16 protein-coding genes and 1 tRNA gene are annotated in these 20004 nt (G+C 62.7%); 7 read left to right on the top strand and 10 right to left on the bottom strand.

All coding sequences use genetic code 11. The features are described 5' to 3' along the window. The first annotated feature begins 9 nt into the window (after positions 1–9). Complete coding sequence (locus tag SxD43FB_RS00530; RefSeq protein ID WP_096060544.1) at positions 10–300, top strand: acyl carrier protein; 291 nt, start codon at positions 10–12, stop codon at positions 298–300. Positions 301–350: 50 nt separating this feature from the next. Here SxD43FB_RS00530 and trxB read toward each other — a convergent pair whose 3' ends face one another. The 6 genes from trxB to SxD43FB_RS00500 all read right to left on the bottom strand — a co-directional run bounded on the left by trxB (position 351) and on the right by SxD43FB_RS00500 (position 6914). Then, positions 351–1313, bottom strand: a complete 963-nt coding sequence (gene trxB / locus SxD43FB_RS00525) for a thioredoxin-disulfide reductase (protein ID WP_096060543.1) — start codon at positions 1311–1313, stop codon at positions 351–353. A 584-nt stretch (positions 1314–1897) separates the two neighbouring features. After that, positions 1898–2347, bottom strand: coding sequence for a hypothetical protein (locus tag SxD43FB_RS00520; RefSeq protein WP_141249438.1), 450 nt, complete (start codon positions 2345–2347; stop codon positions 1898–1900). A 426-nt stretch (positions 2348–2773) separates the two neighbouring features. Next, on the bottom strand, positions 2774–3511 hold the full coding sequence (locus tag SxD43FB_RS00515; protein WP_037476539.1) for a peptidase: 738 nt from the start codon (positions 3509–3511) through the stop codon (positions 2774–2776). A gap of 27 nt (positions 3512–3538) precedes the next feature. Next, the gene (locus SxD43FB_RS00510; RefSeq protein ID WP_096060541.1) at positions 3539–4411 is read right to left on the bottom strand and encodes a transglutaminase family protein; all 873 of its coding nucleotides are present in this window, start codon (positions 4409–4411) and stop codon (positions 3539–3541) included. 21 nt (positions 4412–4432) lie between these two features. Next, positions 4433–5365 (bottom strand): alpha-E domain-containing protein, encoded by a 933-nt coding sequence (locus tag SxD43FB_RS00505; RefSeq protein WP_096060540.1) that lies wholly within the window; start codon positions 5363–5365, stop codon positions 4433–4435. A gap of 139 nt (positions 5366–5504) precedes the next feature. Further along, positions 5505–6914 carry a circularly permuted type 2 ATP-grasp protein gene (locus SxD43FB_RS00500; RefSeq protein WP_037476536.1) on the bottom strand — a complete coding sequence of 470 codons (1410 nt, stop codon included), beginning with the start codon at positions 6912–6914 and terminating at the stop codon, positions 5505–5507. Between the two features lie 146 nt (positions 6915–7060). Between SxD43FB_RS00500 and SxD43FB_RS00495 the strand changes: the two genes are divergently transcribed. The 4 genes from SxD43FB_RS00495 (at position 7061) to SxD43FB_RS00480 (ending at position 13270) form a co-directional block, all read left to right on the top strand. Beyond that, the gene (locus tag SxD43FB_RS00495; RefSeq protein WP_096060539.1) at positions 7061–7897 is read left to right on the top strand and encodes an alpha/beta fold hydrolase; all 837 of its coding nucleotides are present in this window, start codon (positions 7061–7063) and stop codon (positions 7895–7897) included. Between the two features lie 87 nt (positions 7898–7984). Beyond that, positions 7985–8061, top strand: a tRNA-Met gene (locus SxD43FB_RS00490). Between the two features lie 281 nt (positions 8062–8342). Further along, positions 8343–12443 carry a hypothetical protein gene (locus SxD43FB_RS00485; RefSeq protein ID WP_217988767.1) on the top strand — a complete coding sequence of 1367 codons (4101 nt, stop codon included), beginning with the start codon at positions 8343–8345 and terminating at the stop codon, positions 12441–12443. Positions 12444–12478: 35 nt separating this feature from the next. After that, a complete protein-coding gene (locus SxD43FB_RS00480) occupies positions 12479–13270 on the top strand; it encodes a hypothetical protein (RefSeq protein WP_096060537.1) in 792 nt (263 codons plus the stop codon). A 156-nt stretch (positions 13271–13426) separates the two neighbouring features. Here SxD43FB_RS00480 and SxD43FB_RS00475 read toward each other — a convergent pair whose 3' ends face one another. Both SxD43FB_RS00475 and traA read right to left on the bottom strand, forming a co-directional pair. Next, positions 13427–14179, bottom strand: coding sequence for a DUF6118 family protein (locus tag SxD43FB_RS00475; RefSeq protein WP_096060536.1), 753 nt, complete (start codon positions 14177–14179; stop codon positions 13427–13429). Between the two features lie 18 nt (positions 14180–14197). Beyond that, the gene (gene traA, locus SxD43FB_RS00470) at positions 14198–17191 is read right to left on the bottom strand and encodes a Ti-type conjugative transfer relaxase TraA (protein WP_096060535.1); all 2994 of its coding nucleotides are present in this window, start codon (positions 17189–17191) and stop codon (positions 14198–14200) included. A gap of 173 nt (positions 17192–17364) precedes the next feature. Here traA and SxD43FB_RS00465 point away from each other — a divergent pair, with 173 nt between their 5' ends. Together SxD43FB_RS00465 and SxD43FB_RS00460 are read left to right on the top strand one after the other, a co-directional pair. Further along, positions 17365–17670: a conjugal transfer protein TraD gene (locus tag SxD43FB_RS00465; RefSeq protein ID WP_096060534.1), complete on the top strand. Its 306-nt coding sequence runs from the start codon at positions 17365–17367 to the stop codon at positions 17668–17670. Positions 17671–17692: 22 nt separating this feature from the next. Next, on the top strand, positions 17693–17923 hold the full coding sequence (locus tag SxD43FB_RS00460) for a conjugal transfer protein TraD (protein WP_096060533.1): 231 nt from the start codon (positions 17693–17695) through the stop codon (positions 17921–17923). On the opposite strand, the gene SxD43FB_RS00455 is transcribed toward SxD43FB_RS00460, so the two are convergent. Further along, positions 17920–19434, bottom strand: coding sequence for a HEPN domain-containing protein (locus tag SxD43FB_RS00455; RefSeq protein WP_096060532.1), 1515 nt, complete (start codon positions 19432–19434; stop codon positions 17920–17922). The two genes, SxD43FB_RS00460 and SxD43FB_RS00455, sit on opposite strands and share 4 nt — an antisense overlap. Further along, positions 19431–19883: a hypothetical protein gene (locus SxD43FB_RS00450; protein ID WP_255245555.1), complete on the bottom strand. Its 453-nt coding sequence runs from the start codon at positions 19881–19883 to the stop codon at positions 19431–19433. Before SxD43FB_RS00450 ends, SxD43FB_RS00455 begins: the two co-directional genes overlap by 4 nt. Positions 19884–20004: the final 121 nt, after the last annotated feature.

The following is a 20004-nucleotide window of genomic DNA, read 5'->3' as shown; positions in this document are numbered from 1 at the left end:
AGCGCCCTTATGCGGGCCAATCATCCTTCGCCGGTCGGTCAGGCCGATACCATCGACACCCTGACGCGGACGCTGCTTCGCGACGTTCTGGGCCTGTCCCAGGAGCGGGTCGATGCGTTCGAGGCGGACACGCCGCTGTTCGGCGCGCTGCCTGAACTGGATTCCATGGCGGTCGCGGGGCTGCTGACCGAGATGGAGGATCGCTTCGATATCCTGATCGAGGATGACGATATCGACGGCGATACGTTCGAGACATTCGGGTCGCTGGTGGCCTTTGCGCGGGGTAAGGTGGCGGGCTGAGGATAGCCCCCACCCCAACCCCTCCCCTGAAGGGGAGGGGCTAATTTCAATTACGCCTCCGCCATCGCTTCGAAGTCCGCTTCGGCCAGGAATTTCTCAACATCTAGCGCGGCCATGCAGCCCATGCCGGCGGCGGTCACGGCCTGGCGGTAGATTTTGTCGGTGACGTCACCCGCGGCGAAGACGCCGGGGATGGCGGTGTGGGTGGTGCCCTTGTCGACCAGCAGATAGCCTTCGTCCATTGGCAGCTTGCCCGTGAACAATTCGGTCGCGGGGTGATGGCCGATGGCGACGAAGCCGCCGTCGGTGGGTTCGTGCGACCGCTCGCCGGTGACCGTGTCGATGAGATCGACGCCGACCAGCCCTTCGGGCGTGCCGCCGCCGACGAATTTGTCGACCGCCTTGTTCCACAGTATCTTGATGCTCGGATGGGCGAACAGCCGTTCCTGCAGGATCTTTTCGGCGCGCAGCGTGTCGCGGCGGTGGATCAGGGTGACGTCATGGCTGTGGTTGGTGAGGTAGAGCGCTTCTTCGACCGCGGTGTTGCCGCCGCCGATCACCACCACCTTCTTGCCGCGATAGAAGAAGCCGTCGCAGGTGGCGCAGGCGGACACGCCCTTGCCCTGGAGATGCTCCTCGCCCTCGACGCCCAGCCATTTCGCCTGCGCGCCGGTGCAGATGACGAGCGTGTCGGCGACATAGACGATGCCGCCATCGCCGGTCAGGCGGAAGGGACGCTGCGACAGGTCGACATCGACGATCTGGTCATACATCATCTTGGCGCCGACATGCTCGGCCTGCGCCTGCATCTGTTCCATCAGCCATGGTCCCTGGATCACATCCTTGAAGCCCGGATAATTTTCGACATCGGTGGTGATGGTGAGCTGACCGCCCGGCTGCATCCCCTGCACCACGATCGGCGCGAGGCCAGCGCGCGCACCATAGATGGCGGCGGACAGGCCGGCGGGGCCGGAACCAAGGATGAGCATGCGGGTCGAGTGGGTGGCGGTCATGAACGGGGCTTTCCGGCTGCGATTCGTGTTTGAGGAGAGATAGGCGGTGACGGCGCGCAGGCAAGCGATGGATTTGCTTGGGGGGCGGCAAGCAGGGATGTGGGTGGGGTTACAGCGACGCGACAGGGCGAAGTTCACAGTGTCGCAGGCGTGATTTTCGGGGAGGATTCGGGCGAATTGCGACGGCGAAGCCGCCGCGACGCGACGGTGACGCGACAGGTTCGCGCCTGTGACGCGACAGTTGGGTAACGGTGACGCGACAGTGGCGCGACAGGGGATGTGGGCGGGCGGTGCGCAAGGGGGGCGTAAGCGGACGACGGTGGGCGGCTGATCCATCCATTGGGACTAGATCAGGGATTTTCCTACATTGGAAGGGTGTTGGAGGGAGGGTGTTTTGCCGACCGGATTAAATCGTCGCGTTAATCGTCACCCCGGCCACTTCGGCGGGCTGTGGCTCAGGGTTTTGGCTATTTACGCGAAGAAAAGCGGGATGCCGGGTCAAGCCCGGCATGACGAAGGAGGAACGGGAGTGAAAGACCACTTTTTGTTATTTGGCTTTGTCCAGTAGTCAACGAAAGCGGACATTAAATGCCCACGACTTCGGCTTCAGCGGTCGCTTGCCGCCGACCTGTTTGGTCATCAACGATGTCCATGATTTGCGACATGGGAATGGTGAAAATGCCGCCCTTTGCCTTTTGCCATTCGGCGATCCCTTCCTGTAAAGCGGTGGTCGGGAAGTCTGTATCCGCAGATGAAAGGTGTGTAACACTTGCATCCAGCGTCGTTTCCGAAACGGGGATATGCGGAAGAACGCCAGAGATACCCGGCGTCGCGAAGTGCACACCGATGATACTAAGGTGATAGACCTTATCTCTACCGAAGTCCGCGATTTGTTGGACTTTGAGCAACGAACCGGCGTCCTGCGGACGATTCCGATATTCCCAAATCTGACCTACTGCATATTTCGGTGGGGCTGTTTGGCCGGATAGCACGAAGGCTGCAGCGGCTAGACTAGCAAAACGTAATCTCGTCATGGCACCTCGCAAGTCAGCTTTTGATTGTATTCGCCGTAAACCCGCCTTTCCGCAACCCACCCTTTCCGTCTCCCCAGCGGAAGCTGGGGTCTCAGGAGATGGCGCGATGGCGTTGCGATCAGTGCGAAGCCCCACGGTTCCCCGCCTCCGCCTGGGATGCCAGTCTGCGCTGGCATGACGGCTAGGATGTGTAACTGCTTTTGCGGGAGTATGGGGAGCCCGCCTACGACCCATTGCCGACACGCCGCGCTTGCGGTGATGGTGGGAGATGGGTTCCCGCCTTCGCGGGAATGACGGGGGAGTGGTTTACGCGGTTTGTATCGCTAGTTGCGGCTCGCTGCGCTGGCCCCCATCCCAAGCCTTCAAACGAGTCACATGATTCGTTTGAACTTTGAAGGGAGGGGCTTTCGCAATGCCCTGCCCCGCTCAATCAAGGACGTTGGGTAGATCTTCGAAGCCTTTGCGCAGCGCAGCGCTCCAGCTTTGCGAGATCATGGCGAATTCTTCATTGTCGGCTTCGATGCGGGTGCGGACGCGGAAGTCGTAGGCGTCGGTGGGGATGACGGCGAGGTCGAGCGGCATGCCGACCGAGAGGTTGGAGCGCAGGGTCGAGTCCATCGAGACAAGCACCGCCTTGGTCGCATCCTCCAGGCTGGTTTCGCGGGCGATGATGCGGTCGAGGATGGGCTTGCCATATTTATGTTCGCCGATCTGGAAGAAGGGCGTGTCTTCGGTTGCTTCGATGAAATTGCCGGCGGAGTAGACGAGGTAGAGGCGCGGTTTGCCGCCCCGGCGCTGGCCCGCGATCATGATCGAGGCGCTGGCGCCCGATCCGCCCATTTCGATGCTTTCGCGATAGCGGGTCTGCATCGCGCGCATGGCGTCGCCAACGATCTGGGCCACGCGATACATGGTGCTGCAATTGAGGATGGTTTCGATTTCGGGGTCGAGCTTGGCGTCCTTGATCGCCTTGCTGAGCGTCGCCTTCACCCCTTGGGTGATCGACAGATTGCCCGAACAGAGCAGCGTGATCGCGCGTTCGCCCGGCACGACATAGGTGAAGCTCTTACGAAAGCGGGCGATATTGTCCATGCCCGCATTGGTGCGGGTATCGGACAGCATGACCAGCCCCTGGTCCACGCGCACCGCCACACAATAGGTCATTCCCCGCAGGCTCCCGAAATATCTGACTCAACCCTGTAGACCGGGCGGCGGACTGTTTTGCTGTTGTTGCCGTTGCAACTGCCGTTCCTCGATCCCGTCATCCGCCTGCGCGATACGGACGTCCGCGTCAATCAGGATATCGCCCGCAACCATGATGGTGCCCCGGATCGGCGCGGCATCATCGGCATCCAGGCCGCTCGCCACGCGCAGATAGCGTTCGGTGACGCAGACGCGGTTGGAGGGGTCGAAGCCGACCCAGCCGAGGCCCGGCACCAGCGCTTCGGCCCAGCCATGGGTTTCGTGCAGTTCATTGCCCTCGCTGGTGAGCAGATAGCCCGACACATAGCGGGCGGGGATGCCAAGGACGCGCGCGCCCGCGATGAAGATCTGGGCATGATCCTGGCATACGCCTGCGCCCAGCTGAAAGGCCTGCGCAGCCGTGGTGGCCGATGTGGTGACGCCAGCGCGATAGGTGACCGCGTCGGTGACGGCGGCGGCCAGCGCGTGCAGCCGGGCGAGCGGTCCGTTACCGTCGGGCAGCGCCAGGGCCATGGCGGCGATCGCGTCCGACGCGCGGGTGAGCGGCGTGTCGCGCAGGAAATAGAGCGGGTTCACGCGGCTGATCGGGCCGCCGACGACGCCATGGGTTTCGCGCGTTTCGACGAGGCCTTCCGCAACGATCACCGCCTGGCCGAGCTGATCGTGCCGGACCCAGAGTGCTTCCATCTCACCATTGCTGTTGCGGTGGAAGCCGGTGACCGGCGCGTCATTGACGCTTACTTGCCAGTCCAGCACCGTTTGCGCGGGCGTGTCGACCGGCATCAGTTTCAGCCGCATGACCACCCGGCCCGCCGAAGGGTCGTAGGAATAGACGGTCTGATGCCGGACCAGCAATTTCATCGCGAGCGCCCCCTCCCCCGATCAGCCGAAATGATAGGTCTGGGCGATTTCGACGCCCAGCTGGTTGGTCATCGCCAGCCCCTGCTGCACCGTTTCATGCAGGCCGAAGCGGAAGATTTCGCCGCTGTCGAGCTGTTCCAGGGCGCTGACCATCTGTTCGATCGTGTCGTTGCACGCGCCGCGCCGATCATGCCAGCCCGACAGGCGGTTGAGCCGATAGGCGAGCTGGTCGTAGCAGAAGGCAACGCTGCGCGGGAACATGCGGTTGAGCATCAGGAAATCGGTAATCTGCCAGGGGGTGTAGGTGCCGCCATAGACATGATGATAGGCGCGCGCACCCGACAGGGCGTAGAGGACCGAGGTCCATTGATAATGGTCGCGATTGCCGCCGATGACTTCGGTTTCGGGCAGCAGGACATAATATTTGACGTCGAGCAGCCGCAGCGTCATCTGCGCGCGCTCGAGCGCCGAGCCGCAGCGCAGGAAGTCATGGCCTTCGTTGCGCAGCTGCCCCGAATGAGTCGCGCCGCGGAAGGTCATGACGCGAGTCTTGACCCAGTCGATCAGTGTCGGGAGCTGCTGACGGGCCTCGCCGACATCATAGCTGTCGAGCTTGCGCCAGCCATCGTTGAGCGCTTCCCACATATCCTGCGTCAGCATGGTGCGGGCCGACTTGGCGTTGGCGCGCGCCTTGGCGAGACAGGAGCGGATCGAGCTGCTATTGTCGAGGTCCAGCATCAGATAGGCGACGGCGTCGCTTTCGGTGACGGTCGATCCTTCGGGAAACTGGTGGCCGCAGCCTGCCGCGCGGACGACCGATCGCCATTCGTCGCGATGATGCGCGCCGGGCAGAATCGCCATGCGCTGGCCCATGGTGAGCAGGCGCGCGGTGGCCTCCGCACGCTCCATGTAGCGCGCCATCCAGAAGAGATTTTCGGCGGTCCGGCTCAGCATTTGGTCATGCCCTCTTCTTCCGTCATTCCCGCGAAGGCGGGAACCCATCTCCCAAGCGTTCCGCATGGGGTGAGGCCCGGAGATGGATCCCCGCCTGCGCGGGGATGACGTGTGGGGTGAATGGACGGGATGGCCATCATCAATCCTGCAACACCCAGGTGTCCTTGACCCCGCCGCCCTGGCTGGAATTGACCACCAGCGACCCTTCGGTCAGGGCCACGCGGGTCAGGCCGCCGGGGACGAGGCGCAATTGCTTGCCGACCAGGCAATAGGGGCGGAAGTCGGCGTGACGGCCGACCACGGCGGCGGGGCCGAGCGTGGGGACGGTCGAGAGGTCGAGCGTCGGCTGGGCGATGAACTCCTTGGGATTGGCGCGGATGCGGTCGGCATAGGCGGCGACCTCATCCTTGGTCGATTTGGGGCCGATCAACATGCCGTATCCGCCCGATCCATGGACTTCCTTGGCGACCAGTTCGTGCAGATGTTCCAGCACATAGGCGCATTCGTCGGGCTTGCCGCATTGCCAGGTCTGGATATTGTCGAGGATCGGCTTTTCGCCGAGATAGAAGCGGATCATCTCCGGCACGTAGATATAGACCGCCTTGTCGTCGGCGATGCCCGATCCGGGGGCCGAGGCGAGCGTCACCCCGCCCTTGCGATAGACGTTGAAGATGCCGGGAACGCCGAGCAGACTGTCGGCGCGGAAGACGAGCGGGTCGAGATATTCATCGTCGATGCGGCGATAGATGACATCGACCGCCTTTGGCCCCAGCGTCGTCTTCATCCACACCCGGTCATTATCAACGAACAGGTCGGCGGGTTCGACCAGCTCGACGCCCATCAGGTCGGCGAGGAAGCTATGCTCATAATAAGCGCTGTTGAGCGAGCCGGGGGTCAGGACGACCACGACCGGATCGCCCTTGCAGGCGGGCGGCGCGACTTCCTTGAGGCTTTTGAGCAGTTCGGCGGGATAGTCATCGACCGGCGCGACGATCCCGGCGGCGAATAGTTCGGGGAACATGCGCGTCATGATCTCCCGGTTTTCGAGCATGTAGGAGACGCCCGACGGCGTGCGGCAATTATCCTCGAGCACTTCGAAACTGCCCGGCCCCGTGCGGACGATGTCGATGCCGACGATATGGCTGTAGACTTTGCCGGGCGGGGAAAAGTCCGCCATTTCAGCGAGATAGGCGCTGTTCTTGTAGATGATGTCGGCGGGCATGATGCCGGCCTTCACGATTTCGCCGCGATGATAGACATCATGCAGGAAGGCGTTGAGCGCGCGGGCGCGCTGGCGGATGCCCTTGTCCAGCACGCGCCATTCCTGCGCGGTAAAGATGCGCGGCAACAGATCGAACGGGATCAGCCGTTCCGGGTCGCCGCCTTCGCCATAGACGGCGAAGGTGATGCCGATGCGGCGGAAGATCGCCTCTGCCTCATCCAGCCGACGGTTGAGCCCGGATATGCCCGTTCGTTCCACCCATTTCTGCACTTCGGCGTAACAGGCGCGTATCGAACCATCAGGCTCAAACATTTCGTGGAAGGGCAAGTGGACGTTCCTCCCTCGGCCAGGACGGCCGGTTGTGCGTCGCAACATTAGGACGTGGGGCAAAAGGGATTGCAATAGAAAAATGACACAGATCGGGCGATTTCATTATTCCTTGCGCCAGAGCAGAGATTGGGCAGAAGGCAGACATGAACAGGATGATCGGCGGGCCGCTGGCCGCCATGCTGGCGTTGAGCGCCTGCGCCTCGACCGTGCGCGAGCAGATCTACCGCGCCGATGCCGCGCCGGTGCAGGTGGCGCAATGGACGAAGACGGCCCCTGTCGCCCTACCGGTGCGAAGCGAGGACGGCCTGGTGCTGAGCGGCTATTATTGGCCGGGCGACCCGGCCGACCGTGACGTGATCCTCTTCTTCCACGGGCGGGGATCGCATCAGGGGATCGGCGCGCGCTATGCCGAACATCTGGCGGGCAAGGGCGACCATGTGGTCGTGGTGTCCTATCGCGGTTTTGGCGGCAATCCCGGCACACCGACGCAGGCCGGGCTGGTGGCGGACGGGCGCAGTTTCGTGACGGCGGCGCGCGATCTGGTCGGGCCGGACGCGCGGCTGTTCCTGGTCGGCCATTCGCTGGGTGGCGCGGTGGCGCTGCATGTCGCGGCGACGGTGAAGGTGGCGGGGGTCGTCACCCTCTCGACCTTCGACAAGCTGGAGGAATCGGCGCCCGGCGGGATTGGCCTGCTGCTGCCCGACAAATGGAATAATCTGGACGCGGTGACGAAGATCGGCACTCCGTTGGTGATGATACAGGGGACCGCCGACGACCGGATCGACATGGCGCAGGCCGACGCGCTGTTCGCCGCCGCCCGCGCGCCCGCCGCCATGCTGACGGTGCCGGGCGTGGGCCATAATCCCGACATGGCGCAGCTCGGCCCGATGGTGAGAGCGGCGGTCGGCGCGATCGATTCGGGCGCGATGGCGGGCTATCCGGTAGCGCTGCCAGCGGGTTGGCGCGTGCGGCGCAAATAATCGCAAAAAGCCCCGTTGACCGACCCGCCGCCGCTGCGTATAGCGCCGCCTCACCGCAGGGCCATGTTGCCTTGCGCGGCCCCAAGGGGCGGAGTAGCTCAGCTGGTTAGAGCAGCGGAATCATAATCCGCGTGTCGGGGGTTCAAGTCCCTCCTCCGCTACCAGTCAAGGGGTTTATCGTGTTGTTTTTACACGATAAACCCCGGACCTTCACGATACAAAGCCACATTTGTTCCCACGTTTCGATTGGGTCCGTATGGCGCGATTCGGAACAGGACGGGACGCAACCAGGCTTTTTAGTTGGCGGCGCTCAAGCGTGGTGCGGTGAACTGTTCAACAGCGGGTCAATTGCTGCCAGCGCATTGATCGCTACAGCTCGCGTCGGTAAGCGCTTCCCCTTTGCGCCTTACGCTTCCATCGGTATGAAACAAATAGGGGGTGCTAATTGGCTGATTCCGCGTTGTTCATTTCTGGTGCGCTTTTTACCACCGACTACCTCATCGAAGCGATAAAGGTCACGGCGGCCTATCGTGCCGTCGATGTGGCGGAGTTGCGCGCGCGTCTGGGTCAAATCGCCGCAGTATTCCCGCAAAATCAACGCACGAATGAAAGTCAGACCGAGGACGATTTCATTTGGCCGGTGCTTGCCGCGCTTGGCTGGTCAGATTCTCTTCGCCAGCAGAACCTTACCGTTAGCGGGCGTGATGACGTGCCCGATGGTCTGCTATTCGCCGACGCAGCGGCGAAGGCGTCCGCCAACGCACAACATGACCAGTGGCGGCGCTATGGGCATGGCTTGGCGGTCGTCGAAAGTAAGCGCTGGGCGCGTCCGCTCGACCGTGCATCTGGCCGTGATGAAATTACCGCGCCATCCACCCAGATGCTCCGCTATTTACGGCGGATTGACGATCTGACGGGCGGTGCGCTGCGCTGGGGAATTCTTACCAACGGTACGCGCTGGAGGCTCTACTGGGCCGGAGCAAGATCGATTTCGGAAGAATTTCTAGAGATTGATCTGGGTCGCGTTCTTGCGCTTGAAGGCGACGATGCAGCTTCGGATGCACTTACACGTGACCATTGGCTGCGCGTTTTCGCCGTCATGTTCGGACGTGAAGCATTTCTGCGCGATGGTGCGGACCAGAGTTCGTTTCACGATCGCGCCCGCGCCGAAGCCGCGTTCTATGAGGAACGGGTCGCCTCCAGCCTGTCGAAGCTGGTTTTCGATGTCGTCTTTCCCAGCTTGGCAAAATCCATCGCCGAGGCTGCGCCCGATGCGCCGTTAAACGACGTTCGCGACGCCGCACTGGTGCTTCTCTACCGTTTGCTTTTCCTGCTCTATGCCGAAGATCGCGATCTGCTGCCGGTCAGCGACCCGCGCTATGACGACTATGCTTTGCGCCCGCTGCGGCTCGATGTCGGTAGGCGGGTGACCAGCGGCGATGCGTTTTCCACGTCCGCCGCGCGCATCTGGTCGCACGTTTCCGACTTATCGCGGATCATTGACAAGGGAGATGCCTCGGTCGGTATCCCACCTTATAACGGCGGCTTGTTCGCCACTGCCGGAACGCCGCTGCTTACCAGCGCTCGCGTACCCGACAGCGTGATGGCCACTGCCCTCGATGCCCTTTCCTATGAGCGATCATCGGGCGAGCGCCGCTACATCAATTACCGCGACCTCTCCGTGCAGCAGCTCGGTTCGATCTACGAACGTCTGTTGGAATTCGAGATCGTGCGCGACGAAACCGGTGCGCTGACGGTTCGCCCGAACCTGTTCGCTCGCAAAAATAGCGGCAGCTACTATACACCGGACGAACTGGTGGGGCTGATCCTTGACGAGACGCTCGAACCGCTCATCGCAGAACAGCTGGATGCATTCCGAACCGCGTTCGCCAAGCTCAACGCTAAGGACGCTGAAGACTATCAGCGGCGCGAACTGCGCGATGCTGATCCGGCCAGTGCGATACTGTCGCTACGAGTTTGCGATCCGGCGATGGGGTCCGGGCATTTCCTTGTCAGCCTGGTCGATACGCTGGCCGATCATGTACTCGATGCGATGGCGGAAGCCGCCGTTCTCGGTGTCGATCTGCATTACATCTCGCCGCTCTCCGACAAGATCGAGGACATTCGCGCCACCATATTGAAAAATGCCAGGGCGGCGAAGTGGACCATAGACGAGGAACAGCTCGACGACCGGCACATCGTTCGCCGCATGGTGCTGAAACGCTGCGTCTATGGCGTGGACAAGAACCCGATGGCGGTCGAACTCGCCAAGGTTGCGCTGTGGCTGCACACTTTTACGGTCGGGGCACCGTTGTCATTTATCGACCACCACCTGCACGCGGGCGACAGTCTTTTCGGCCTATGGGTGCGTGACGCCATCGACAAGGCCACCGCAATGGGGGGCGAGCTTTTCTATCATGACGCGCTCCGCAACGCGCAGCGGTCGGCGGAAGCGATGAAGACCATCGAGGCGTTGACCGATGTCGAGATCGCGGAAGCGCATCGCTCGGCGGCAATGTATGAAGACGTGGAACTGATGACCGGCGAACTCGACGGGTTCGTCAGCTTCCTGCACGCACTGGACTGGCTCGGACTGAAGGCCAAGGACAAGGCGCTGGCCCAGCTCTGGCTCGACGGGCGCTTCGGCGATCCGATCCCGATCGCGCGGGGCCGAAAGGTACCGGAAGGCGGCATGGCAAGGCCGGAGGAAGTCGAGGCGTTCACCGCCATCTGGCAGCGGGCTCGTGCGCTGATCGAGGAGGAACGCTTTCTAAACTGGCAGATCGCATTTCCTGGCGTGTGGGACAACTGGGCTAGCACGGGCCGCGAAGGTGGGTTCGATGCTGTCGTTGGTAATCCGCCGTGGGACCGGATCAAGCTGCAACAGGTGGAATGGTTCGCCGCGCGCCGTCCGGAGATTGCGTTGGCGCAGCGCGCATCGGACCGGACGCGGTTAATCGCCAAGCTAAAAACCGACGGCGATCCGCTTTGGGATGATTTTAACCACGCCGAACAGCGCGCAATCGACACCGCCCGCATGGCTCGCAAGTCCGGGCATTATCCGCTTCTGTCGGGTGGCGATACCAATCTGAATTCGCTGTTCGTCGAACGCGGCCATGCGCTGGTCAAGCCCGGCGGCATGGTAGGCCTGCTAATCCCGTCGGGCATTGCCTCCGATCAAAGCTCGGCTGCGTTCTTCCGCAAGGTGACCGGGGACAAACAGGTCCATCGGGTGATCGACTTCTTCAACAAGCGGTATGACGGCAGCCTGTTTTTCCCCGATGTGTATTACCGCTTCAAATTCTGCGCCTATATCGCAGGGGGCGTCGATCGGCAGTTCGACGGCGCTTCCTACGGCTTCTTCATCCGTGACCTGGCCGAAATCTCTGATCCCGATCGAGTGTTTCCCATCACCGCTGACGAGATCGCGCGGATCAATCCGAATAGCGGTACGGCTCCCATCTTCCGGTCACGCCGTGACAAGGAGATCACGTCGGGCATTTATGCACGTATGCCGGTGTGGGCGGATCGATCCGTCGGCGATGGTCAGCCTCTCTGGCCAATGCGCTATGCCACGATGCTTCACATGGCGAACGACAGCGGTAAGTTTCGCACGCCCGCCGAACTGGAGGGCGATGAAAGCGCCTGGCCTGTAGACGGCAATCGGTTCGAGTCAGCCGATGGGGAATGGGTGCCCCTCTATGAGGGCAAGATGGTCCAGGCGTTCGATCATCGCGCGTCGGATATCGTGGTGGCTGAAGCTAATGTATTCCGGTCGGGACAGGGCGCGGACCTGACTGATGATGACCATCGCGACTCGGCACGCCAGGCGACCCCGCGCTATTGGGTGAAGGCCAGCGACACCGGCTGGAATGCGCCGACCGACTGGTGCCTGTCGCTCAAGGACGTCACGTCCGTCACCAATGCACGGACGACGATTGCTGCCATCATTCCTCGCTTCGGTGCGGGGCATACGCTCCCTGTGCTGTTCCCGACAAAGGGTGTGAGCGCAAAAAGCTATGCCGAGGCCGTGCCGCTGGTGCTCGCCAATTTTAACAGCGTCGTCCTTGATTATCTCGCGCGCCAGAAGGTCCACGGCAATCACCTCGCCTGGTATCTGGTCGAGCAACTCCCGATCATTCCGCCGGTAGCCTATACCCGAACCTTCGGCTCCAAAACCGCTGCCCAGATTATCCGCCAGTCGGTGCTGGAACTCACCTACACCGCAGATGATCTCGCTCCCTTCGCGCGCGATATGGGCTATATCGATGCGACGGGTGACGTGCTGCCGCCCTTCATCTGGGACGAGGACCGTCGGCTGCGCCTCCGCGCCAAGCTCGATGCCCTCTATTTCATCCTCTACGGCGTTTTCGATCCCGCCGCCGCGAGCCAAAGCCGCGACGACATCAGCTACATCTATGCGACCTTCCCGATCGTCGAACGGGAAGAAACAGCAAAATGGGGCAGCTATCGCAGCCGCGACCTCTGCCTCGCCTGGATCAATGCGCTGATGGCGGCGAAGCCCGATGCCGAGGTGGCAGGGTGAGGTCCATGGGGCTAAACCAGAATGGAGGGGCATGAATGGCAAAGCTCAATCGCAAGCAGATTCAGGATCGTGCGCGTGAAATTCTCGAAGCGGAAAGCGGTGGCATTCGCTGGGGCGAAATCCTGAAGCTGATTCATGGCCCTGATCCCGAAACGCCGCCAAACAGCATTCACGGCGCAATTCAGGTGCTGTTCCAAAGCTCTGACGACATCGTAAAGGTGGCGCGTGGCACCTACCAGCTCGCCAAGTATGTCGATGCCGATGCCGCCGATGCAGTCGCCGCCGACGAAGCGATTGCGACGGTGCCGATCGGCAATGCGACAGCAGGTGCCACCGGAACGCTTACCGAACAGGATTTCTACGCCAGCTTCGCCGAATGGCTGGTCGAGAATGACGAGGCGACGGTAGCAGAGCCTTTGGGCGGGAGCAGCCTCGGCGGCAAATGGGGCACGCCCGACGTACTCGGCGTGATGAAGCCGCGCGCGCAGGACATCTTCCGCTTTGAACCGCAGATTATTGCTGCCGAAATCAAGGCGACGCCCTCCCAGCCCGTCGTCGCTTTTGGCCAAGCAGTCGCATACCGGCTGTTCTCGCATAAAAGCTATATCGTCGTGCCCCGCACTACGAGCAGCGACGATATGAGTCGCTTGAAGTCCTTGTGCAGCATCCACGGTGTCGGGCTGGTCACTTTCCTGCTAGACAAAGATGCGCCGGATTATCTCGTCGTCATCCTGCCTGCGCTGGCCAGCCCGGATATGTTCTACGTCAACACGATGTTGGAACGGCTAAAGTCAAGTGAGCCTAAGCTTCTGAACAAGCTATTCTAAACGATGTAGCGATACTACCTATGCCAGTATCGCTGATTTCCGTGGGAGGTTCGCAGAGCTTGGTGGCCGACAATCATTTTCGGATGTGAAAGTGTACGACAACGGAAATCGCATGTTTGTTGTCACCGCGCGACGCGGACTCCGCTCCCAAGAGCCTCATCGTTTGTTGATGCTGATGGTGCAACGCACCGTCTCTCCTGCTTTAGCGGCTGCCTTTTCGCACGCGGCAATGGTGTCGCGGTTCTCGCGTGCCATGTCGGCGGCATCCACAATCACCTGCCAGCCGTCCGGGTTCCCGGCGCGCATGAGGCGGATACCGGCATTCCATAGGGTCGGCTCGCCTATCGTGCGCCGGGCCACCCGTTCCGGCCAATGCCAGCTTTGCGGGCCGATGCTGGCCGCCCAGCCGGGATAGATCATCCACAGAAGCGATACGGCCAGCGCCGTGCCGCCTCCAAGGCAGGCCATGTGCCAACGCTGTTCCTGTTTGGTCCGAATAGCCCCGACCACGCGCATCTGATCTGCATGGACTTGATGATGCAATTCCAGCGATTTCTTGATGATCGCCTTGTCCGTCGCTCGTGCGGTATCCGCCGCCACATCAATCCGCTCCGCCATGCTCTCCGGCGTCAACTGCATGGCGGGTGCTTCCATGATTGTCTTCGTCTGCCCCGCCACCGTCGCGAGATAGCCGTTCATCTTGGCAAGTGTCGGGCCATAGTCGGGAAATTCGAGGCTCTGCTTCTCTATGGCGATATGCTCAAGAGCGCGGGCTATCACCGCCATGCGCCCTTCAAGCCGCGCCTCCATAACAGCCACGCGCTCCGAGAGGTGCGCGAACGCCTCGGCGGCGGCATTGGGCCGGGGTTCCGGCTCCGGTTCGTTTAGAAGGCTCTGCTCGTCGTCCATGTCATGGTCTCCTTGGGGTTAGCGGCTCATGCCGCGACCGATGTCGCGTCCGTGATAGAAGGGAATGGAGGATGCGAGGTCGTGGGACAGGCTGCGGCCAGCCTGCTGGCCGATCTCAAGCCCAAGTTCGCGGCTGCGCAGGCCCAGCACCGATTCAAGCTGGGCGTCGCGCTCAAGGCTTTTTGCCATGCCTGCCATCTGCTGCGCTGCACTCCTCGCGCCCCGAAAATTGCCGTCGCGCACAAGCTCTGCATGATGGCGCTGCAACTGCTGCCACCCTTCCACGAACCGGTCAGCGCGCTGGAACGGGTCCATGCGGATTTCGGTCTCCAACTGCATCGCGCGCACTGCCGCCTGGCCGCGCCCCTCGGCAGCCTCGCGGACAAGCTCCGGGCTACTGCGGAACGCGCTGCTCAAGTCCGACGAACCTTCAGGGCGGATGGCGTCCAGAGCATCACGCGCCCTGTCGAGCGCCTCGCGCTGATGCGGCATGGCTTCCACGCCCTGCTCGCGAGTCTGCTGGATCGCGTCCAGCGCCTTGGCATAGCGCTCCACCGCGCCGCGCACGCCGCCTGCGCGCATCGGCTGCTTGTCATATTCGGGCTGGTGCCGAACGGCCCGCTCCTGGGCGGGCGGCTCGACCCTGGGCTGGAAGCCTGCAAAGATGTCGCGTTCCTGCTGCGGCAGGATGTTGGGCCGGAAGTTGTCGAACATCCCCCGCGCTTTCTCGACAATCGGCCTGACGATTTCCGCGATCCGCTCACCAAAGGTTATGCCACGCCGCTCGGCATATTCCTTTGCCGGGTCGGCTTGTCTGTAATCGGTCGCCATGTCCTTGCCGCGCTCGCGTGAGAGCGTGCGAACAAGACGGGACTGATCGCGAAAATCATCGCGGCCATAATGAAGCGCCAAGCCGTCGCGATGGCGGGACATGGCTACATAAGCCCCGTGGCGATCCATGCCCGGCGTCGCCAGCACATGCGCCCTGTCCACGGTCATGCCCTGCGCCTTATGAATGGTGGCGGCATAGCCATAGTCGAGGTCGCGATAGTCCTTGGTATCGAACGAAACGGCACGCCCGTCATCGGTGCGGACGGACATATGGCCTTGGCTGACCTTTTCGATGGTGCCCAGCGTCCCGTTCTTCACCTCAAGGCTGCGTTCGTTACGCAGGAACATGATGCGGTCGCCAGACGCGAATAGTCGGTCGCCGCGCTCGGTCTTCACTTGACGCTCGTCGCCTAGTTCGCCCGCATTGCGCATCGCCGCGCGCGCCGCCTCGTTGAGATCGCGCACCTCCGCATTGGTGTGGGTCAGGATGATGCGGCTGGCGTCGGGATTTGCTTGCCGTTCGCGATCCCAGCGCTCGACCAGTTCGCGCCGCGCGTCCTCGCGCGTCTCGGCCTGATGCACCATGCCCTTGTCGGCATAGGTGGCAATGGCCTCGCCGGTCCTGCCGGTGGCCAGATGCCGGGTGGCGTCCTGCTGCCATCCTTCATGCTGGCGGCGAACCTGCGTGATCTCGACGCCACCATGGCGCTCATGGATCGCGCGGAACGCCGCGCCCGCCTCGATCGACTGCAACTGCTGTGGATCACCGACAAGGACGACCTTCGCGCCAACGTCGGCGGCATGGGACAGCACGCGCTCCATCTGGCGCGTGCCGACCATGCCCGCCTCGTCAATCACCAGCACGTCGCGGGAGGTTAGAAGATCGCGGCCCTGCGACCAGCCATGTTCCAAGCTGGCGATGGTGCGGGACGCGATGCCGGAGCCATTCTCTAGCCCCTCGGCGGCGATGCCCGCGAGCGCCGCGCCTCGAACATTCAGCCCTGCGCTTTCCCAAACGTCGCGGGCCACGCCCAGCATGGCGCTTTTGCCAGTCCCGGCATAGCCCAGCACCAGTGACAATCCGCGCTCGCCCGTTATATGGCGCAGCGCGGCTTCCTGCCCTGCCCCCAGAGCAAGGCCACCACTCTCGGCGGCGCGGCTGGCGTAGGTCGCCGCCGCTGAGAGACCATCCTTCCGGTCCATCGCAAGCCTGTCAGCGGCGCGGCTCATCCGTTGTTCTGTCTCGATCATATCGCGCGAGGTGAACCGCTCGTCGCCGCGCCCATCCTTCCCCAGGGCGATCAGGTCTGGCGAACCGCGCACCGCGCGCATGGCGGCGTTGAACTGCTCCTGCCCGTCGCTGTGCCGGTGGATGAACATGGCCATGTCGCGGTTGGTGAATGTCGCCTGCTGGTGGGTAATGGCGTTGAGCGCGATGGCGGGATCGGCGATAATGCGTTGGCCATTCTCCCGTGCGATCTCGCGGTGCATCTCGGCGCGGTCGGCTTCCAGCCCCTGGGCGTCCATACGGTGCGCAGGGCGGCCGATCTTGCTTTGCGGTTCAAGGTCGATCCCCTGATCGGCAAGGCTGCGGTGATCGATGCGCGCGTCGATGTCGAGTTCGGCCAGGCGCGTGTTGACGTGGGTCTCCCAGCGTTCGCGCCAGCGCTCGACATTCTCATGATCGTTCCACTCGCGCACCTTCGCCCCGAAACCAGCACTGCCGTCCTCGCGCTGCACGACCTCCCGCATCGCGAGCATGACATGGGCGTGCGGCTTGGGCTGGCCGTCTGCGCCGATGTCCCAATGCACATTGAGGTCGGCGATCATGCCGTGATCGACAAACTGCGCGGACACGAAATCGCGGGCCAGTTCGATGCCTTGCGCCTTGGTCATTTCGCGGGGAATTGCGAACTCTACCTCGCGGGCAAGCTGGGCGTCCTTGCGCTTCTCGAAAGCCTCGACATCGTTCCAGAGGCGCTCGCGGTCGCGCCATTGTTCGGGCGCGCCTTCCGGCAGCATGATTTCGCTATGCTCGACGCCAGAGCGGGCGCGGAAATCTTGGGGCCGGTCAAGGCGCTCGTCGTGCAGGCGTTCGCCCGCACGATAGGCGGCGGCGGCGACGGCGGAACGGCCCGCCGCGCGAGAGATGACCTGAACGGAGAAATGAAAGATCGCCATGACGATCGTCCATCTACTATGCTCAAGCGCACGTCGGAACGACGTATAAGCGCGCCCTTCTCGAAAATTTCTCGGACGGGACTAGGCGGTGTCAGGCTGTCCCGGCGACTCTACTGCGCTTGCAGCGGGATCATCTTATCATAGCGCTATCGTCACTCAATGGAGACTTTGCGATGCGTAAGCCCCGTGATTTTGATTCGGAACTCAAAGCCCTGGCCGACAAGGCCAAGGCGCTCAAGGAACGGCGCGTGCGCCAGCTCGGCGAGCTGATGACCGCTACCGGGGCCGATGCGCTCGACGCCGATATACTGGCCGGGGCATTGCTCCATGCCGCCACGGTGAAAGATGCCGCGACAAAGGAGGGCTGGCGCAAGTCGGGCGTGGCGTTCTTTCTCGGCAAAGGCGGCAAGCCTGCGGGCGGACCTTCTGGCCAACAGAGCGGCACTCTCCCGCTCGACGGCCACGCGGCATCGGCTTGAGGCTCGGAAGGGGCGAACCGACATGCGAGATTGGGCCGTCGCACGGCGTGAACGCACCCGACACTTGATCGAACTGGGCGGCCTCGCCGTCAAGGCGGGCCTGGTCGATCTGACCCATGATGACCGGGCAGCGATCTACGGCGCGTTCCTCACGGTTGCCGACCGGCTGCGCGGCGAGGAACGCGCCAACGCACTTGCCCTCTGGAAGCGCAAAGGCAAGCGGGCCTTCGAGGCGGAACAGGGCGACGGTTAGCGCGAAACCGACAAGCGCGCATTGCCGCCCGGCTCTGCCTGATACTCGACCATCGCCGCTATGGGTGGGCTGCTCTTGTCGCAATAGCGCACGGTAATGAAGCCTTCTCTGATCGCAGGGCATAGGCCGGAGCCATAGAGGATGTCCGCAAGCGCGTCGAAGGTCGTCGCCTTGGCCCGATAGGCTCCGGTCCACCGCACCGTCCAAATGTCGTCATTCGCCTTGACCCGATAGCCCGCCTTCTGCGCAACGTCCATGACTGCGCCCAGCACCGTGTTCGCGCGCACGTCGAAATCCAGCACAGCGGACAGGTCGGCGGGTTTGGAACGGACGACATGCTCGGACTTTACCTGCCATAGCGTTGCCTCCGCGCCAGCCATGAAGAAGCACAGGCAGACAATCGCCAAGGTCAGATGGTCAACCCAGTCCGTGAACCTGTCGGAGTGCCAGAATCTGCGAATGGGAATGATCGGGTTCCATTGACCCTGCGATGGGGCGGCACGTCGCACGATACGCCATGTCCGTTGCAGCATATTGGCGCGGCGAGCAGGCTGGGAAAGGGCTATCGCCGTTGTCGGTCCTGCGGGCGGCGGAAGCATTGGCTTTGGCCGACTTTCGGCGAGCGAAGCCTGATGATCCGCGCAGGCGAACGCTGCCCGTACCTGCAATATCTCCACTCGCGCGAACGCCCATGACAGTTCCTCGCCCGAAATACGGTATGATCGCCCATAGCGCGCTTCGACATACGCGCGGCGGATGCAGCCGAACGCGCGGCGCTCGAACCGCCTGTCGCGCGGCCATGCCGAACACAGGTGCGGGTCCAGCGCCTCCGCCGCCTCGCGTAGTTCATCTAGCGCATGGGTGCGCGGGGCGTGTAGGCTGATCGACCGGAGGACGCACAGATAGAAATGCTCGCACGCTTGATGCAGCATCAACGCCGCCATCGGCGCATCGCCCCGGTCCCGATAGAAAGCAGCGCCTGCCAGAAATCCGGTGCCGCGCTCATGCCACCGAACGAACTCCGCCACACCCCGAATAGCCCGTTCCCGCACCGGCAAACGGCGCGGCTCTTTCAGCCGCAAGCCCTCCATCTGGTAGAGCGCGATTCCCTGTTCGGCGATGGTGACAAAATGCGGGACGCCTTCGACAAGAGCGCCGTTGAGCCGCTCAAGACTTTCCACAGACAACCGCACCGGACGGGCGATTTCGCTATGCTCCCATGCGCGACGCAGGCGGTCACGCACCAGCCGCCAGTCGCGTTCGCTGCGGGCAAGGCGCGGATAGTTGACGATCGCCAGCAGGCGGAACGCTTCCCCCGGCGCAACATCTTCCCAATCCTTTTCGGCATGGGGACCATGCAGGATCAGGGTAAGGATGCGGCCCGCCCGGAAATGTTCGGAACATCGGCCCTTGGTCGTTTCCTCGAACGCCTCGAACAGGATAGTGGCGACGTGAAGAAGCTCCTCACGGATCGGCGCGGGCAGATGGTCGGCATCGGTGCGCAATATCATGACCGCGCCTCCTGTGGGCGGGGCTGGCAACCCCTGGGGCGCGGGTGGCCGGTCACGTCATGCACGCGATCTACCAAGGCACGCACAAGGGGTGTGATCGTGGCGGGAATGAAGCCGCCCGTGCGGGGCCGGTCTTCCTCCCACTGATGATAATGATAGCCCCATTTCCAATAGGGGGAGAGTACTGCCGCCAGCCGCGCCATGTCGGGGCAATCATGGCCAAAGCCGCAGGCAATGGCGTAAGAAAGCGCTTTGGCGATGTCCTGCTTGATGTGACGGGCGTTCCACGCATCGGAAAAGCCCACGTCCAGCAGGTAGGCGCACAAAGCCTGCTGGGTCACGAAACCGGCCTGATGCAGCGCTTCCCTTGCATGTCGCGGGTCGGCTAGGAAACCCACCTCCAGCGCGGTCATCCATCGTTCCGCATTGTGATAGCGGAAGCGGCTCATGCTTCGCCCATCTTTCGTCCGAACAAGTGTCGCGGGTTCGTCTTCATGCCGCTGGTGGAGCGGCGCCAGGGTCTTGGCCCAAGGCGATGCGATGGCCGACGCCGTAACTGGGATGGCGGTC

Origin of the sequence: Sphingobium sp. D43FB (assembly GCF_002312805.1) — a bacterium.
In the GTDB taxonomy this organism is placed as follows: domain Bacteria; phylum Pseudomonadota; class Alphaproteobacteria; order Sphingomonadales; family Sphingomonadaceae; genus Sphingobium.
Note: the sequence above shows the minus strand (reverse complement) of the source record. Positions and strands in the feature narration are given on the sequence as shown.

Bases quoted from the DNA above. Each gene is read 5' to 3' on its own strand.
- trxB (WP_096060543.1), bottom strand. From the start codon at position 1,313: ATGACCGCCACCCACTCGACCCGCATGCTCATCCTTGGTTCCGGCCCC.
- SxD43FB_RS00455 (WP_096060532.1), bottom strand. From the start codon at position 19,434: ATGATATTGCGCACCGATGCCGACCATCTGCCCGCGCCGATCCGTGAG.
- SxD43FB_RS00450 (WP_255245555.1), bottom strand. From the start codon at position 19,883: ATGAGCCGCTTCCGCTATCACAATGCGGAACGATGGATGACCGCGCTG.
- SxD43FB_RS00480 (WP_096060537.1), top strand. From the start codon at position 12,479: ATGGCAAAGCTCAATCGCAAGCAGATTCAGGATCGTGCGCGTGAAATT.
- SxD43FB_RS00515 (WP_037476539.1), bottom strand. From the start codon at position 3,511: ATGACCTATTGTGTGGCGGTGCGCGTGGACCAGGGGCTGGTCATGCTG.
- SxD43FB_RS00510 (WP_096060541.1), bottom strand. From the start codon at position 4,411: ATGAAATTGCTGGTCCGGCATCAGACCGTCTATTCCTACGACCCTTCG.
- SxD43FB_RS00505 (WP_096060540.1), bottom strand. From the start codon at position 5,365: ATGCTGAGCCGGACCGCCGAAAATCTCTTCTGGATGGCGCGCTACATG.
- SxD43FB_RS00475 (WP_096060536.1), bottom strand. From the start codon at position 14,179: ATGGACGACGAGCAGAGCCTTCTAAACGAACCGGAGCCGGAACCCCGG.
- SxD43FB_RS00460 (WP_096060533.1), top strand. From the start codon at position 17,693: ATGCGAGATTGGGCCGTCGCACGGCGTGAACGCACCCGACACTTGATC.
- traA (WP_096060535.1), bottom strand. From the start codon at position 17,191: ATGGCGATCTTTCATTTCTCCGTTCAGGTCATCTCTCGCGCGGCGGGC.
- SxD43FB_RS00530 (WP_096060544.1), top strand. From the start codon at position 10: ATGCGGGCCAATCATCCTTCGCCGGTCGGTCAGGCCGATACCATCGAC.
- SxD43FB_RS00495 (WP_096060539.1), top strand. From the start codon at position 7,061: ATGAACAGGATGATCGGCGGGCCGCTGGCCGCCATGCTGGCGTTGAGC.
- SxD43FB_RS00520 (WP_141249438.1), bottom strand. From the start codon at position 2,347: ATGACGAGATTACGTTTTGCTAGTCTAGCCGCTGCAGCCTTCGTGCTA.
- SxD43FB_RS00465 (WP_096060534.1), top strand. From the start codon at position 17,365: ATGCGTAAGCCCCGTGATTTTGATTCGGAACTCAAAGCCCTGGCCGAC.